This is a genomic window from Pseudomonas orientalis, from assembly GCF_001439815.1.
In the GTDB taxonomy this organism is placed as follows: domain Bacteria; phylum Pseudomonadota; class Gammaproteobacteria; order Pseudomonadales; family Pseudomonadaceae; genus Aquipseudomonas; species Aquipseudomonas orientalis.
Window position 1 is genome coordinate 70,148 of the sequence record NZ_JYLM01000006.1, and the last position, 16,831, is coordinate 86,978.

Here is a 16,831-nt window from a genome sequence, read left to right on the forward strand (position 1 = left end):
TTATCTCGACGGGATCGGGACGATGGCTACAGGCCAGTCATTCCGGCCTCTACGGCGGTCTTTCCAGAGTTTAGTCACAGACTTATCCACAGGCTGTACCGACACATTCCGGTCATATACCTGTGTCTTTAAACAGGTTGACAAAACCCTTGATTGATCAGAAAAAAACCATTGATCAAAAAACAGCCATCGCCTTACAGGCCACGTTTTTAAAGGCTTTCAGCGAGGTACTCCCACGTTACCCACAGCCGGTTCCACAGTGGATGGGGACAAGTCAAAACTGTGACAAAACAGGGATTTGCGGCGGCTATATGTCGCGCTTTGGAGGGTGGCTGGATTTGTTTTCCACAATTTCGAAAGCCACTCAAAATCAAATGTGGGAGGGGGCTTGCTCCCGATAGCGGCGTGTCAGTTTCAGATGGACTGACTGACAAATCGCTATCGGGGGCAAGCCCCCTCCCACAGGGTTTTTGTATCAGGCTTTAGGTCAGTGACCGCCCAGATAGGCGTTGCGCACTTCCTCGTTCACCAGCAATTCCTTGCCGGTCCCTGTCAGGCGAATCTCGCCGTTGACCATCACGTACGCCCGGTCCGACAAGCGCAGGGCGTGGTTGGCGTTCTGCTCCACCAGGAAGATAGTCATCCCGGTGGACGCCAGCTCGCGCAGGGTGGAAAAGATCTGCTTCACCACAATCGGTGCCAGGCCCAGGCTCGGTTCATCGAGCAGCAACAGCTTGGGCCGACTCATCAGCGCGCGGGCGATGGCGAGCATTTGCTGCTCGCCGCCGGACATGGTCATGGCCCGCTGGTTGCGCCGCTCCTTGAGCCGTGGAAACAGCTCGAACATGCGCTGCATGTCCTCACCGGCAAACTTGTCGCCAATGGGGATGGTGCCCATCAGCAGGTTTTCCTCGACGGTCATGTCGGGGAATACCCGCCGCCCTTCCGGCGACTGCGCGATGCCGTTGGAGGCGATGTAATGGGATGACTTGTGGGTAATGTCCACGCCGTTATAGAGAATCTGCCCCGACTCGGCCCGTGGCTGGCCGAAGATCGACATCAGCAGCGTGGATTTGCCCGCGCCGTTGGAGCCGATCAGGCTGACGGTTTCGCCTTCGTTGATGTGCAGCGAGACTTTCTTCAGCGCCTGGATCGGGCCATAGAACACATCCAGGTCCTTCATTTCGAGGATAGGTCCGCTCATACCAGCTCCTCTTCGTCCGCGCCCAGGTAGGCGGCGATTACTTTCGGGTCGTTGCGGATCGCGTCCGGCCCGCCTTCGGCGATCACGTTGCCGTGGTCGAGCACCACAATGTGGTCGGAAATACTCATTACCATGCCCATGTCGTGTTCGATCAGCACCACCGTGAGGTCGTGTTCGTCGCGCAGCAGGCGAATCATCGCGCTGAGGGCTTCGGTTTCCTGGGGGTTGAGGCCCGCTGCCGGTTCGTCCAGGCAGATGATCTGCGGCCGCGTGCACATGGCGCGGGCGATTTCCAGGCGGCGTTGCTGGCCGTAGGAGAGTTCGCCGGCCAGACGGTTGGCACAGTCCACCAGGTCGACCACTTCCAGCCAGTAGAACGCGTGGTCGAGCGCATCGCTTTCGGCCTTGCGGTAGCCCTTGGTGTTGAGGATGCCCGCGAGCATGTTGCGGTTGACCCACATGTGCTGGGCCACCAGCAGGTTTTCCAGCACCGACATTTCCTTGAACAGACGAATGTTCTGGAAGGTCCGCGCCAGGCCCGCGCGATTGACCAGGTGGGTGCCGCCGAACATCTTGTAGTACACGCGGCTGAGGAAGCTTTTCGGCGACACGAAGTCGCTGGCCTTGAAGCGCTCGCCCAGCAGTTGAATCACGTTGGTCTGCTTGCCGCGCACGTTGAGTTCGATCTTGCCGCCACTGGCCTTGTAGAAGCCGGTGAGGCAGTTGAACACGGTGGTCTTGCCGGCGCCGTTGGGGCCGATCAGGGCGAAGATCGAGTTGCGTTCAACCTTGAGGCTCACATCACTCAAGGCCTTGATGCCACCGAAGTGCATCATCAGGTGTTCCACGGACAGCACGACTTCCTTGCTCATGGCGCCACCCCCTTACGTGGCGTCACACCCGTACGGCTGATGCGAATCAAGCCACGCGGTCTCCAGATCATCATCACCACCATCAACACGCCAAACAGCAGCACGCGGTATTCGGAGAAGCTGCGCAGCAGCTCCGGCGCGACGGTCAGCACGAACGCCGCGATGACTACGCCGACCGTCGAGCCCATGCCGCCCAACACCACGATGGCGAGGATCAGCGCCGACTCGAAGAAGGTAAACGACGACGGGTTGACGAAGCCCTGGTAACTGGCAAAGAACACCCCCGCCAAACCTGCGGTAGATGCCCCAATGGTGAATGCCGAGAGTTTGACCAGCACGTGATTCAGGCCCATGGAACGGCAGGCGATTTCATCTTCGCGCAGGGCTTCCCAGGCGCGACCGACAGGCATGCGCGTCAGGCGGTGCTTGATGTACAGCACGGCCAGCACGACGAGAAACAGCACGATGTAGATGAACATGAACTTGATGTTGGGGTTGTAATCGATGCCGAAGAACTCGTGAAACGGAATGCCGCCATCCTTCGCGCGCTTGCCGAACTCGAGGCCCAGGAAGGTCGGCGAAGGTACCGGCATCCCGTTGGGGCCACCGGTGAAAGACAGCCAGTTATTGAGTACCAGGCGAATGATTTCACCAAAGCCCAGGGTCACGATAGCCAGGTAGTCCCCGTGCATTCGCAGCACCGGGAAGCCGAGTATGCACCCCGCCAAAGCCGCCGCGATCGCCGCCAGCGGCAGCACCGTCCAGAAGCCCAGGCCGAGGTACTGGTAACCCAGTGCCAGGCCGTAGGCGCCGATGGCGTAGAACGCCACGTAACCCAGGTCGAGCAGACCGGCCAGGCCCACCACGATGTTCAGGCCCAGGCCGAGCAGGACGTAGATCAAGCCGAGGATCACCACGGTCAGCAGGTACTTGTTGGCAAAGATCGGGAACACGATGGCGATCACGATCAGCGCCGGAATGATCCAGCGCAGCCGCGACTTGTATTCCGGTGGCAGCACATGCACGCCCGAGCCGCTGCTTTCAAAGCCCTGCAGGATCTTCACGCCCCTGGGGGTTTGCAGGAACAGGCTCAGGGCAAAGCGCCCGGCCATCACAATGGCGACCAGCGTGGCAACGCGCGCAGGTTCCAGGTTGAAGCTGTAGCCGTCGAGCACCACGCCGACAATCGGGCCGAACACGACCAGCGAAATCAGCCCGGCGAGAATCGTATCGACCACACTTTTCTTGATATCAATCGATTTGGCAGCAGACATGTTTACACCTTCGCCACAAGCGGGCGACCAAGCAGGCCCTGGGGACGGAAAATCAGAATCACCACCAGCAGGGAGAAACTGAACACGTCTTTGTAGTCAGAGTTGATCAACCCCGCGAACAACGACTCGGAGATACCGAGGATGATCCCGCCCAGCATCGCCCCAGGCAGGGAGCCGATGCCGCCGAGCACCGCTGCGGTAAACGCCTTGATGCCGATAATGAAGCCGGCATAGAAGTCGAAGGTGCCGTAATTGAGGGTGATCAGCACGCCGGCCAGGGCGGCCATGGCGGCGCCGATGACAAACACGTAGGAAATCACGCGATCGGTGTTGATGCCCAGGATCGAGGCCATCTTGCGGTCTTGCTGGGTGGCCCGGCACATGCGGCCAAGCTTGGTGTATTTGATGATGTAGGTGAGCAACGCCATGCCGGCGAAGGCCGCCACGAGGATGAACACTTTGGTATAGGTCAGTTGCACGAAGCCGGTGCCGATATCGACGCGCCAGGCGCCGGCCAGCAACGTCGGGATGCCTTGTTGCTTGGCGCCCTGGGCGATCTGCGCGTAGTTCTGCAGGATCAGGGAGATGCCGATGGCGCTGATCAGCGGTGCCAGTCGGGTGGAGTTGCGCAGCGGTTTGTAGGCGACACGCTCGATGACCCAGCCGTACACGCCGGTGACGACCACGGTGAAGATCAGGGTGCCGAGAATGAGCAGCGGGAAGGATTCGATGCCGAAGTAAGCCAGCAGTGCCAGACTGATCGCCGCGAGGTAAGCGGAAATCATATAAACCTCGCCGTGGGCGAAGTTGATCATGCCAATGATGCCATAGACCATTGTGTAGCCGATGGCGATCAGGCCATAGACCGACCCGAGGGTCAGGCCGTTGACCAGTTGCTGCAGGAAAATACCATCCATAACGCAATCTCACGCGGTGAGCACCTGCACACCACAGGGGTGTGCGGCGCTTCTGGAGGAAAAAACAGATCTCAATCACCACACTGTTCCAGTGTGGGAGGGGGCTTGCCCCCGATGCGGTGTATCAGTCAACAAATGTGCAGCTGACCCACCGCAATCGGGGGCAAGCCCCCTCCCACATGGATTACTTCTGTTTTTCCAGCTGGTGGTACTTGCCGTCTTTATCCCACTGGTAAACCACGTAGTCGGAGATTTTCAGGTCGCCCTTGCCGTCCCATTCCTTCTTGCCCATCACGGTCTGGACCGGGTGAGCCTTGAGCCACTTGGAGGCGTCTTCACCCTTGTTGGACTTGGCACCGTTGAAGGCGGCAGCCAGGGTCTGGACCGAAGCGTAGGCGTACAGGGTGTAGCCTTCCGGCTCGTAGCCCGCTTTGCGGAACTCGTCCACCACGGCTTTGCTGTCCGGCAGCAGACGCGGGTCGGCGCCGAAGGTCATGTACACGCCGTCGACGTATTGCTTGCCACCGGCAGTCGCCACGAGTTCGTCGGTCACGATGCCGTCATCGGACATGAATTTCACGTCCTTGAGACCGGCTTCACGGATCTGGCGAACCAGGGGACCGGCTTCCGGGTGCAGACCGCCGAAGTACACCACGTCAGCGCCGGTGGAGCGGATCTTGGTGACCAGGGCGCTGAAGTCTTTCTCGCCTCGGGTAAGGCCTTCTTCCAGCACTGGCTTGACGCCACGCTTGGTCAACTGAGCAGCGGTGGCGTCGGCCAGGCCTTTGCCGTAGGTGTCCTTGTCGTTGATGACCGCGACTTTTTTGCCCTTGAGCACGTCGACGATGTAGTCGCCGGCCACGATGCCTTGCTGGTCGTCACGGCCGCACATGCGGAACATGCCGCTCAGGCCACGCTCGGTCACTTGTGGGTTGGTGGAGCCCGGGGTGATCGCGATGATGCCCGCTTCGTCATACACCTCGGACGCCGGGATGGTGTTGGACGAGCAGAAGTGCCCGACCACGCCGATCACTTTGTCCTGGTCGGCGAGGCGGTTGGCCACGGCCACGGCCTGCTTGGGTTCGCAGGCGTCGTCGCCGGCCACCAGCACGATTTTCTCGCCATTGATGCCGCCGGCCTTGTTGATCGAGTCGGCCGCCGCTTGGGCACCCTTCATGTACTGCTCACCGAACGAGGCGTTGGCGCCGGTCATCGGCCCCGCTACGCCAATCTTCACATCAGCTTGAACAAACGTAGAAACACCCAGCGCCGCTGCCACAGCGAGGGCCAGAAAACCTTTCTTGTAAAACGTCTGGGACATGAGTGGTGCTCCGATATTTTTGATTTTTGGCACGACAACTTGCATTCAAACCTTTCACCGAAAGCTCAGAGCAAGCCGCGTGCCATTACTTTTTTATTCTTCAAAAAGACACGGTGTCATTGTTATTGCAGGCGTTCCGCCTCCTCCCGCCAAGACGTGCAACCGTCTAGCCTCGCAAGGTGCAACCAGCAAGCCAAAAGAGTACAACCTTGAACGGTGGCACCTGCAACCGAGGGGATAAACCACAGCTCCATCCGCTGTAACCCCGTGCGTAACGGAACTGCACATTTACAGTGCGCGATTGCTACAACTTGCACCAATACAGATGGGTAGCGGGCTAAGAAAAGCCGGCTACCGAGTGGGGTTTCGCGGCTCAGACCACGATCCGCAGGCACTGCCCCGCGTGGTACAGCGAGAAGCCCGCTTCATACAGGCAACTGCGCAGGCCCACCCCCGTCAGTGGTTGCATCGGCGCAAAGGGAATCGGCAACGCCTGGGGATTGTGGTGACACAAATAGTCGGCAAACGCCTTGCCGACCACGCTGCCGGTGGTCACGCCGCGCCCGTTGTATCCGGTGACCGCCACCAGCCCGGGCGCCGGCTCGAACAAACGCATCAGGTGATCGGGCGTAAACGCGATACAGCCGGTCCAGGTGTGTTCCCACTGCACCGATTTGAGATAGGGGAAGTAGTGCTGCTGCACCCGATCGGCCCACGCCTTGAGGAACCAGGCCGGCTTCTGGTTACCATTGCCCAGGCTACCGAGCAACAGACGACCATCGGCGTCGCGGCGAATGCTGCTCAGCACCTGGCGCGTGTCCCATGAACCCTGGCCGCCAGGCAGGATGCGCCCGGCAGCGTCATCGCTGAGCGGCGCCGATGCCACCTGGTAGTAATAACCTGGGAAGAAGTTACGCCGCAGCTCGGTCCATTCGCCTTCGGTATAGGCATTGGAGGCGATCACCACCTGGGCGGCCTGCACCGCGCCCTGAGCGGTCTGCACCGACCAGTCCGCGCCCTGGCGTTCAAGCCGGTTAACCGGGGAATGATCGAATAGCTGCCCGCCCAACCCGACGGCGGCATTCGCCAGACCGCAGGTGTAGGCCATGGGATTCAAGGTGCCGGCGCGTCGATCCAGCAACGCGGCGGCGATTTTCGTGGTGCCGGTGGCTTGCTCGCAGGCCTGCCCGGTCAGCAACTCGACCGGCGCGCCACGGCGCTTCCATTGTTCCTCACGACTGCGCAGATCCGCCTCGCCGCGGGCGTTATGCGCCATGTGCAGGGTGCCTTCGCGCCGCAACTGGCAGTCGATGTCATATTTGTCGATCAGACTGAACACCAGGGCCGGCGCTGCGCCCAGCATGCGGTTGAGCTGGCTGCCCACCGCGGTGCCGAAACCGGCTTCGATCTCGTCCGGCGGGATCCACATACCGGCATTGACCAGCCCGACGTTGCGCCCCGAACCGCCGTGGCCGGTGCGGTGGGCCTCCAGCACCGCAACGCTTTTACCCTGTTCCAGCAAATGAATGGCGGCTGACAAACCGGTGATGCCGGCGCCGATCACGCACACATCCACCTTGACCTCGCCTTTGAGCGCGGCACGATCCGGTCGGCCGGGGGTGAGGTGTTCCCATAAACATGTATCGCGTAAAGGCATTGCCAGACTCCGTAGAGGACCTAACAAACAGCTATTTTCAGTTGTGAACCCAATCAAATGTGGGAGGGGGCTTGCCCCCGATAGCAGTGTGTCAGTCAACATATATGCAGCTGATCCACCGCCATCGGGGGCAAGCCCCTCTCCCACATGGACTCAATCGAACGTGATGCCCTGCGCCAACGGCAACTCCAGCGAATAGTTCACGGTATTGGTTTGGCGACGCATATACCCGCGCCACGCATCCGAGCCCGACTCACGCCCGCCACCGGTCTCTTTCTCACCGCCAAACGCACCGCCGATCTCCGCACCGCTCGGGCCGATATTGACGTTGGCAATGCCGCAGTCGCTGCCCACCGCCGACATGAACTGCTCGGCTTCGCGCACATCGGTGGTGAAGATGCACGACGACAAGCCTTGTGGCACCGCGTTGTTCAGGCGCAGCGCCTCGGCGAAGTCGCTGTAGCCGATCACATATAGAATCGGCGCAAAGGTTTCGGTGCACACCACGTCGCTCTGCTCAGGCATTTCCACAATCGCCGGCGACACGTAGTACGCGTTGGGGAACTGGTCCTGCAGTTGGCGCTTGCCGCCGAACACCTTGCCGCCCTCGCTCAGGGCTTGCTCCAGGGCGTCCTGCATGGTGTCGAAGCCATGCTTGTCGATCAGCGGGCCGATCAGGTTGCCTTCCAGCGGGTGGCCAATGCGCACCTTGGCGTAGGCGGCCTTGAGGCGGGTGACGATTTCTGCCTTGACCGATTCATGGGCGATCAGGCGGCGCAGGGTGGTGCAACGCTGGCCGGCGGTGCCGACGGCGCTGAACAGAATGGCACGCACGGCCATGTCCAGATCGGCGCTCGGGCCGAGGATCATCGCATTGTTGCCGCCCAGCTCAAGGATGCTGCGGGCAAAGCGCGCGGCGACTTTGGGCGCCACTTCGCGGCCCATGCGCGTGCTGCCGGTGGCGCTGATCAGCGCCACACGCGGGTCATCCACCAACGCGGCGCCGGCATCGCGGCCGCCGATGATCACCTGGCTGAGGTAGGGCGGCGCGTCCTTGAAGTTCTTCAACACGCGCTCGAACAGGGCCTGGCAAGCCAGCGCGGTGAGCGGGGTCTTTTCCGACGGTTTCCAGATCACCGCATTGCCGCACACCAGCGCCAGGGTGGTATTCCACGCCCACACCGCGACCGGGAAGTTGAACGCGCTGATCACGCCGACCACGCCCAGCGGGTGCCAGGTTTCACGCATATGGTGACCGGGACGCTCGGAGGCGATGGTCAAGCCGTACAACTGGCGCGACAAACCGACGGCGAAGTCACAGATGTCGATCATTTCCTGGACTTCGCCCAAGCCTTCCTGGGTGATCTTGCCGGCTTCCCAGGAGACCAGCTCGCCCAGGTCGGCCTTGTACTCGCGCAACACGTCGCCGAACTGGCGCACCAGCTCGCCGCGACGCGGGGCCGGCACTTTGCGCCAGACGTCGAATGCATGCTCGGCGCGACTGACCTGCTGCTCCACCTCGGCGGCACCTTCCCAGTTCACGGCGCCGATGCGGCTGCCATCAATCGGCGAATGCACAGGCTGTGTACCCGCCTGGTACAGCGCCGGGTTTACGCCTAGACGGTCAAGCAATGCAGCAACCATGGGGTACTCCTTCAAATCTGCAAACACAAAATTGCGCCGCCGCAGACACGGCGATCCAGGGCTTATTTGTAGCGGGCCCAAGACTTGCCAACAAACGACCTTTAGGCGAGATATCATTCCGTTTATTCATGCAAAGAATAAAAAGAGGCATGCCGTGTTGAACAAAAGACATTTGCCCTCGATCACCGCCCTGCAGTGTTTCGAAGCCGCCACCCGCCACCTGAGCTTTACCCGCGCCGCCGAGGAGCTGAACCTCACGCAAAGCGCGGTGAGCAAACAGGTGGCGCAGTTGGAAGAGTTGCTGCAACACCTGCTGTTTCGACGCGTGCGGCGCCGCTTGCAGATGACCCCGGCGGGCGATTTGTACCTGGTGGAAGTGCGCAAGATCCTCTCCCAGGTGGAGATGTCCACCCACTACCTGCGCTCCTACGGCGGCGAAACCGAAGTGCTGCGCGTATCCACGCCCTACACCTTCGGCGCGCGCTGGCTGGTGCCGCGCTTGAAGGGCTGGCGCCTGCGCCATCCGCAGATCCATCTGGACCTGTGCAACGAACAGGAACCGGATGAGCTGCTGCAAGGCAAGGCCGACATGGCGTTCTATTTCGGCCAGGGTTCGCGCCCCGGCACCGAGAGTTTGAAGTTGTTCAGCGAAGAGCTGGTACCCGTGTGTTCGCCCGAGAGCCTGCCGGAGCAGCCGTTCACCGACCCCACCCAACTGAGCGAACTGGTGCTGCTGCAAAACGCCTCGCGGCCCCAGGGCTGGCATGATTGGTTCGCCAGTCAGGGTTTGCACACCGAGCACAGTTATCACGGGCCGCGCTTTGACACCTTTTATATGTGCATTCGCGCGGCGCAGGTCGGCTGCGGCGTGGCGCTGCTGCCGCGTTTTCTGGTGGAAGAGGAACTGGCCGAGGGCAAGCTGGTGATTGCCTGGCCGCATGGAATGCCGAGCCAGGATGCGTATTACCTGGCTTATCCGGAGCATTCGGCGGAGGTGCCCAAAGTAAGAGAGTTTGTAAAGTGGATGCTTGAGCAGGTTATTTAATGCCTGGACTACCGCCATCGGGGGCAAGCCCCTCCCACACTTGGAATGCATTCCAAAAGGTGGGAGGGGGCTTGCCCCCGATGAGGCCAGTGGCCTCACTGAAAAAAATCACTGGCAATACCCCACAGGTCTATGCGCCACTAGCCCCCTTCCTCAATTGTGCGTAAAGGCCGGCGCCCATCGCCGACCCGTCTGGAGATTCCCGTTATGAGCGAGAGTGTGTTTGCCGATCGCATCGTGCAGAACCTGCTCGACACCGACTTCTACAAGCTGACCATGATGCAGGCGGTGCTGCACAACTACCCGAACGTGGAAGTTGAATGGGAGTTCCGTTGCCGCAACAGCGAAGACCTGCGCCCGTACCTGGCGGAGATTCGCTACCAGATCGAGCGTCTCGCCGAGTTGAGCCTGAGCCCGGACCAATTGGGTTTCCTGGAACGCATCAGTTTTATGAAGCCGGACTTTTTGCGCTTCCTCGGGCTGTTCCGCTTCAACCTGCGCTACGTGCAGACCGGCATCGACAACGGCGAGCTGTTTATCCGCCTGCGCGGGCCGTGGCTGCATGTGATCCTGTTTGAAGTGCCGATGCTGGCCATCGTCAGCGAAGTGCGCAACCGCTACCGCTACCAGACCGTGATCCTGGAACAGGCCCGCGAGCAGCTGTACCGCAAGTTCGACTGGCTGACGGCGAATGCCGCCAGCGATGAGCTGTCGGAGCTGCAAGTGGCCGACTTCGGCACGCGTCGGCGCTTCTCGTACCGGGTGCAGGAAGAAGTGGTCAGCGTACTCAAGCACGACTTCCCCGGGCGGTTCGTCGGCACCAGCAATGTGCACCTGGCCCGCGAATTCGATATGAAGCCGTTGGGCACCATGGCCCATGAATGGATCATGGCGCACCAGCAACTCGGCCCACGCCTGATCGACAGCCAGATCGCCGCCCTCGATTGCTGGGTCCGCGAATACCGTGGCCTGCTGGGCATCGCCCTGACCGACTGCATCACCACCGATGCGTTCCTCGGCGACTTCGACCTGTACTTCGCCAAGCTGTTCGATGGCCTGCGCCACGACTCCGGCGACCCGGTGCAGTGGGCGGAAAAAGCCATCGCCCACTACCATAAGCTGGGTATCGAGCCGATGAGCAAGACCCTGGTGTTCTCCGACAGCCTGACGTTGCCCAAGGCCCTGGAGATTTTCCGTGCCCTGCGCGGTCGCATCAATGTGAGCTTTGGCATCGGCACCAACCTGACCTGTGACATTCCAGGGGTGGAGCCGATGAGCATCGTGCTTAAAATGACCGCCTGCAATGGCCAGCCCGTCGCCAAGATTTCCGATGAAGCGGGCAAGACCCACTGCACCGACCCCAATTTTGTCGCCTATTTGCGTCACGTGTTCAAAGTACCTGCCCTATCCAGCAAGGAGTGAAGCATGCAAGCCGTACAGCGTGAAATTGCGCAGCAGCTCAAGGTGCAAGCGCCGTTCAAAGACCAGGCCGCCCTTGAGGCAGAAATCGCCAGACGCGTGGCCTTTATCCAGGACTGCCTGCGCAATTCCGGGCTCAAGTCGCTGGTGCTGGGCATCAGTGGCGGTGTCGATTCCCTGACCGCAGGCCTGTTGGCCCAACGTGCGGTGCACGAACTGCGCGCCAGCAGCGGCGACGCGGCCTACCGTTTTATCGCCGTGCGCCTGCCCTACGAAACCCAGTTCGACGAACACGAAGCCCAGGCTTCGGTGGATTTCATCGAGCCGGACGAGCGCCATACCGTCAACATCGGCCCGGCGGTCAAGGCCCTGGCCAATGAAGTCGCGGCGTTCGACGACAAACCGGCAGCCTCCCGCGATTTCGTGCTGGGCAACACCAAGGCACGCATGCGCATGGTCGCGCAGTACACCATCGCCGGCGCAGCCGGTGGGCTGGTGATCGGTACCGACCATGCGGCGGAAGCGGTGATGGGCTTTTTCACCAAGTTCGGGGATGGCGCCTGCGACCTGGCGCCGCTGAGCGGGCTGGTGAAGAACCAGGTGCGTGCGATTGCGCGGCATTTCGGCGCGCCGGAGTCACTGGTGGAGAAAGTCCCGACCGCCGACCTGGAAGACCTGTCGCCGGGCAAACCGGACGAAGCGTCACATGGCGTGACCTATGCCGAAATTGATGCGTTCCTGCACGGTGAGCCGGTGCGCGAGGAAGCGTTCAGGATTATCTGTGAGACGTACCGCAAGACGGAGCACAAGCGGGTGATGCCGTTTGCGCCTTGAAACAGGTAGGAGCGAGCTTGCTCGCGAAGATCGTCAACGGTAACGCGCCCATTCTGAATGGACGTGGTGTCATTACGTTTTTCGCGAGCAAGCTCGCTCCTACAGGAAGAGCGAACGCTTGATTACTTGACGGTCACAGTGCCTTTCATCATCGAGATATGGCCTGGGAACGAGCAAAAGAACATGTAGTCCGTGCCCGCCGTCAGCTTCGCCACATCGAACGTCACCGAATCTTTCTCGCCGGCACCAATGAGCTTGGTGTGAGCGATGATGCGGTCGTCGCCTTCCTTGAGGTAGTTTTTGTCAACCCCGGCGGCCATGCCGTCGCTGGCAACTGGCTGCATGTTGGCCGCGCTGGTCAGCACCCAGTTATGGCCCATGACGTTTTTCGGCAAGTTGCCGGAGTGAGTCAGCTCGACGGTGAACTGCTTGCAGCTCTTGTCGATTTCAATCGCTTTGGTGTTGAACGACATCTGGTCGGTGGAGTCGACAGTGACCTTGCACTCTGCAGCAAGCAACTGGCCGCTGGCCAGAGTCAGCAGGGAAACAGCAACGAGTTTGGCAAACATGTGAATCTCCAAGGCAGGGTTGATAACGCATATTGAGACAAGGGTGCCTCAATCAGGCTTGAGTTCTTATGATCTGCATCAACAGATTGTATACAACTTTAGGCTATCAGGCTGATCAACACAATCTAACATCGGCCTGCGCGGCAACCGGATATGCTCGTCCCATCACCCATTGGAGCCTGCGCCATGCATCTCAATCAACTGTTCAACGGCCTGTTCGCCGCATACGCCAGCGGTAAGTGAAGGCCAAGGGCGCTGCGAAGCTGCTACCATAGCGACCCAAGGCAGCCGCGCGCCGCCCACCCTCACCTTCGACCCTAGAGGATCGCCCATGGCCAAACCTAATTACTCCTTCGCCAAACGTCAGAGAGACTTGGCCAAGGAACAGAAGAAAGAGGAAAAGCTGCAACGCAAGAAAGCCGCTGCAGATGAAGAAGCTGGAGCACTGAACCCGGATGCGGAAGGTGAAGTGGCAGCAGACGAGACTGAAACCCCGAAAGACCCGGCTGAATAATTATTTACTGTAGGAGCGAGCTTGCTCGCGAAGAACGTCAACGATAACGCGGGAAGCCAGGATCAACGCGGCGCCCTCAGGTTCTTCGCGAGCGAGCTCGCTCCTACATCAGCGGCATCACCGTCACCCGCACCTCCGGGTCATGGCTCCCACCTCCCAATATCACCCCCCGCAACGGCGACACATCGGAAAAGTCCCGGCCCCACGCCAGGGTTATGTGCTCCAGCGCCGGCTGCACGTTGTTCGTCGGATCGAAATCCACCCAACCCGACACAGGGCAATACACCGACACCCACGCATGCGACGCATCGGCACCGATCAGCCGTGGCTGGCCGGGCGGCGGCTGGGTGAGCAGATAGCCGCTGATATAACGCGCCGCCAGACCCCGCGAGCGCAGGCAGGCGAGCATCAGGTGGGCGAAGTCCTGGCACACGCCGCGACGGCGCTCCAGCACTTCCACCAGCGGCGTGGCGACCTGAGTGGCTTCGGCATCGAAGGTGAATTCGCTGAAGATCTTTTGCATCAGCGCCTGCACGCCTATCAACAGGGGCTCGCCAGGTGGGAAGCAGCTTTCCGAGAACTCGACGAAGGTCTGTTTCAAATGCACGTAAGGCGATTCGAAGCGATAGCGGCAGGCTTCGATGATCTGCGGTGACAGCGGTTGGCTGCTGTAGGTAAAGCTGTCACGGGTGCGGTCCCACGCCGGCGACTGGTGCAAGTCCAATGTGGGTCGCGCCAGCACTTCCACGGTCAACCCGGCATTGACCAGCAGTTCATCATGGGGACGCTCGAACGCCAGCCGCGTGATCGGGTTGCCGAACACGTCCAGCTCGTCGCGGCGCGAAGACGGCTGCGGGCTGATGTCCAGGGTCTGCCAGGTGCACCGTTGCCACGCACAGGGGCGCGGCCATAAATGCGCCAGTTGCTGGGCCAGGGACACCGGGCTGTCGTAGTGATAATGGGTGTCATGGAAAATCTGATAGCGCGCACTCATCACACCGACACCGTTTGCTGGCTGACATCATCCACATGGGCAAAGTGTCGCAACGCCAGGCGATCCGACACTTGCCCGCTCTCATCGGCGACCGCTTGCAGCAGGTCGGCCAGGCCATCCAGCGCGGCACGCACGCTGGATTGGCCGAACAGCGGGTTCTCCAGGCAACCGAGGTCGAAGCGCGCCAACTGCTCCACCAACGCTCCCAGGCCGGTTTCCCGCGGCACGCCGAAATCATCGTTCAAGCGACGCAAGGTGCGGCGTACCAGCTTGAGCTGGAACAGCACCGCGTGGGGGTTCTGCTCGTCGAGCAGCAACAGGTCGAGCACCGGGATCAGTTGCGGCACCGCCAGGTACCGCGCACGGTAGGTGATGCTGCTGTTGCCCAGTTCCAGCAACCATTCCAGCCCGGCCTGATCGAATACCGCCACACCGCGCAGGAACGCGGCAAGGCTGCTGCTCAGAAACTGCAGGCGCTCGATACGTCGGCCCATCATCAAGAAGCGCCAGCCCTCATCGCGGGTCATATCGTCCAGGGCAAACCCCGACAGCGCCGCCAGGGACATCACCAGGCGGTTGAGGAAATCCAGCAACTCGCCGAAGTCCGGGGCCTCGCATTCCAGGTCCATGGCTTCGCGTTGCAGCTCCACCAGGGCCTGCCAGTTTTCCCGGGACAGCTTGCCGCGCACCTGGGACGCCGCCCACTGCAAGCGCTGCAAATTGGCGCGCAGGCTTGAAGGCCAGTCATCACCGAGCAAGGCCGCGAGCAAGCGTTCGGGCAACTCGCCCTCTTCCGGCAACAGCCGCAGGCTTTCGCCCAGTTCGACCGCCGCCTGCAAGGCCAACGGATCGTCGCCGTCGACATAGCGCGCCAGCACGACACGCAGCCAGCGCGCACTGTCATCGCAGCGCTCGCAATAACGGCCAAACCAGAACAGGTTCTCCACCACCCGTGACGGCAGATACGGATCGCGGCGCACCAGGTCGTGCGCACCAATCACGCGCTGGGCGCGCCATTGCTCGCCACCGGGCGCACGTTCGCCGAGTACCCAGGTGTCCTTGCTCGCACCGCCGCGCTGCATCGACACCACTTCGGCATCGGCTTCAGCGGCTACGCGGGTCAGGCCGCCGGGCAGTACACGGTAGCCGTCGTCACTGGCCACGGCGTACACGCGCATGCCGATGGCGCGGTGCTGCAAATGGTCTTCCACGGTGTGCCACACCGGCGCCTGGGACAATTGCGCCAGCTCCTGGGCAACATAGGCGTAAGGCCGCGCACGCATGCGCCGGGCCAGAGCTTCGCGTTGCTCGGCATTCAAGTCGCGACCAAATACCGGGGCGAAACTCTGCGAGGGGAACGCCGGTTTGATCAATAACTGCGCCAGCTTCTCCAACGCCTCGGCCAGCACCGGCGCTTCACCGCACCACCAGGTGGCGATGGACGGCAGGATCAGTGCTTCGCCAAATAAAAACTCATTGATCTTCGGCAGGAAGCCAAGCAGGCCCGGCGACTCCAGCACGCCGCTGCCCAGGGCATTGGCCACCAGTACATTGCCCTGGCGCACGGCATCGAGCAGTCCGGGGACGCCGAGGGCCGAATCGGTGCGCAGCTCCAGGGGGTCGCAGAAGTCGTCGTCCAGGCGCCGCATGATTGCGTGAACGCGGCGCAGGCCGCTGAGGGTCTTGAGGAACACGGTGCTGTCGCGCACGGTGAGGTCGCCGCCTTCCACCAGTGGGTAGCCGAGCTGACGCGCGAGGTAGAGGTGTTCGAAATAGCTTTCGTTGAAGCGTCCCGGCGTCAGCAGCACGATCAGCGGTGGCTGGTCATCGCCGGGCGCCTGGCGGGCCAGGGTTTCCTGGAGTGTGCGAAAGAAACCGGTAAGGTGTTGCACCTGCAAGTCACGGTAAAGATCCGGGAAGGCGCGGGACACGATGGTGCGGTTTTCCAGGGCATAGCCGGCGCCCGACGGGGCCTGGGTACGGTCGGCGGTCACCCACCAGCGTCCATCCGGCGTGCGTGCCAGGTCCACGGCATACAGGTGCAGGAAAGCGCCGTCCGGCGGCTGGATACCCTGGCACGGCCACAGGAAGTTGTTGTGGCCAAATACCAGCTCGGCGGGCAGCAGGCCTTCCTTGATCAGGCGCTGCGGGCCATAGAGGTCGGCGAGCACGGCATTGAGCAGGCGCGCCCGCTGGGCAATGCCGGCCGACAGGTGCTGCCACTCATCAGCGGCCAGCACATGGGGCAACAGGTCCAGTTCCCACGGACGATCGGCGCCCTTGGGGTCGGCGTAGACGTTGTAGGTCACGCCGTTTTCCTGGATCTGCCGGGTCAGCAATGCCTGGCGCTGGGCCAGTTGGGCCGGCGTGCTGCGTTGCAGGTGATCGAGCAGGCGCTGCCAGTGGGCACGCACTGCGCCGCTGTCATCCAGCAGTTCATGATAGGTGCCCGGAGTCAGCGGGTAACGGTCGAGCAAATCGGACATGGAACGCTCGGCAGAGGCAAGGGGGCTCAGGTTAACTCAACAAACACTGCAAATCCCCTGTGGGAGGGGGCTTGCTCCCGA

General features: G+C 61.4%; 14 protein-coding genes. 4 read left to right on the top strand and 10 right to left on the bottom strand.

Annotated features, from left to right (window positions below):
- Positions 1–487: 487 nt before the first annotated feature.
- From TU82_RS16105 to amaB, 7 genes are all read right to left on the bottom strand, one after another.
- Entirely contained in the window at positions 488–1,204 is a 717-nt protein-coding gene (locus tag TU82_RS16105; protein WP_057724218.1) for an ABC transporter ATP-binding protein, read from the bottom strand.
- Positions 1,201–2,076, bottom strand: coding sequence for an ABC transporter ATP-binding protein (locus TU82_RS16110; RefSeq protein ID WP_057724219.1), 876 nt, complete (start codon positions 2,074–2,076; stop codon positions 1,201–1,203). Before TU82_RS16110 ends, TU82_RS16105 begins: the two co-directional genes overlap by 4 nt.
- A complete protein-coding gene (gene livM / locus TU82_RS16115) occupies positions 2,073–3,350 on the bottom strand; it encodes a high-affinity branched-chain amino acid ABC transporter permease LivM (protein ID WP_057724221.1) in 1,278 nt (425 codons plus the stop codon). Before livM ends, TU82_RS16110 begins: the two co-directional genes overlap by 4 nt.
- A gap of 2 nt (positions 3,351–3,352) precedes the next feature.
- Positions 3,353–4,267, bottom strand: a complete 915-nt coding sequence (locus TU82_RS16120; RefSeq protein ID WP_034125666.1) for an ABC transporter permease subunit — start codon at positions 4,265–4,267, stop codon at positions 3,353–3,355.
- 184 nt (positions 4,268–4,451) lie between these two features.
- Positions 4,452–5,588 carry a branched-chain amino acid ABC transporter substrate-binding protein gene (locus TU82_RS16125; protein ID WP_057724224.1) on the bottom strand — a complete coding sequence of 379 codons (1,137 nt, stop codon included), beginning with the start codon at positions 5,586–5,588 and terminating at the stop codon, positions 4,452–4,454.
- Between the two features lie 373 nt (positions 5,589–5,961).
- Complete coding sequence (amaA, locus tag TU82_RS16130; protein ID WP_057724226.1) at positions 5,962–7,245, bottom strand: L-pipecolate oxidase; 1,284 nt, start codon at positions 7,243–7,245, stop codon at positions 5,962–5,964.
- 153 nt (positions 7,246–7,398) lie between these two features.
- Complete coding sequence (gene amaB, locus TU82_RS16135) at positions 7,399–8,889, bottom strand: L-piperidine-6-carboxylate dehydrogenase (protein WP_057724229.1); 1,491 nt, start codon at positions 8,887–8,889, stop codon at positions 7,399–7,401.
- A 154-nt stretch (positions 8,890–9,043) separates the two neighbouring features.
- Between amaB and TU82_RS16140 the strand changes: the two genes are divergently transcribed.
- The 3 genes from TU82_RS16140 to nadE all read left to right on the top strand — a co-directional run bounded on the left by TU82_RS16140 (position 9,044) and on the right by nadE (position 12,187).
- Positions 9,044–9,934 carry a LysR family transcriptional regulator gene (locus tag TU82_RS16140; RefSeq protein ID WP_057724231.1) on the top strand — a complete coding sequence of 297 codons (891 nt, stop codon included), beginning with the start codon at positions 9,044–9,046 and terminating at the stop codon, positions 9,932–9,934.
- A gap of 207 nt (positions 9,935–10,141) precedes the next feature.
- Positions 10,142–11,356, top strand: coding sequence for a nicotinate phosphoribosyltransferase (gene pncB / locus TU82_RS16145; RefSeq protein ID WP_057724233.1), 1,215 nt, complete (start codon positions 10,142–10,144; stop codon positions 11,354–11,356).
- 3 nt (positions 11,357–11,359) lie between these two features.
- Positions 11,360–12,187, top strand: coding sequence for an NAD(+) synthase (nadE, locus tag TU82_RS16150; protein ID WP_057724235.1), 828 nt, complete (start codon positions 11,360–11,362; stop codon positions 12,185–12,187).
- Positions 12,188–12,309: 122 nt separating this feature from the next.
- On the opposite strand, the gene azu is transcribed toward nadE, so the two are convergent.
- A complete protein-coding gene (gene azu, locus TU82_RS16155; RefSeq protein WP_057724237.1) occupies positions 12,310–12,756 on the bottom strand; it encodes an azurin in 447 nt (148 codons plus the stop codon).
- A gap of 331 nt (positions 12,757–13,087) precedes the next feature.
- Between azu and TU82_RS16160 the strand changes: the two genes are divergently transcribed.
- On the top strand, positions 13,088–13,270 hold the full coding sequence (locus TU82_RS16160; RefSeq protein ID WP_057724239.1) for a hypothetical protein: 183 nt from the start codon (positions 13,088–13,090) through the stop codon (positions 13,268–13,270).
- A 103-nt stretch (positions 13,271–13,373) separates the two neighbouring features.
- Here TU82_RS16160 and TU82_RS16165 read toward each other — a convergent pair whose 3' ends face one another.
- Both TU82_RS16165 and TU82_RS16170 read right to left on the bottom strand, forming a co-directional pair.
- The gene (locus TU82_RS16165) at positions 13,374–14,264 is read right to left on the bottom strand and encodes a transglutaminase family protein (protein WP_057724241.1); all 891 of its coding nucleotides are present in this window, start codon (positions 14,262–14,264) and stop codon (positions 13,374–13,376) included.
- Positions 14,264–16,750, bottom strand: a complete 2,487-nt coding sequence (locus tag TU82_RS16170; RefSeq protein WP_057724243.1) for a circularly permuted type 2 ATP-grasp protein — start codon at positions 16,748–16,750, stop codon at positions 14,264–14,266. The genes TU82_RS16165 and TU82_RS16170 overlap by 1 nt, the downstream gene beginning before the upstream one ends.
- Positions 16,751–16,831 lie beyond the last annotated feature (81 nt).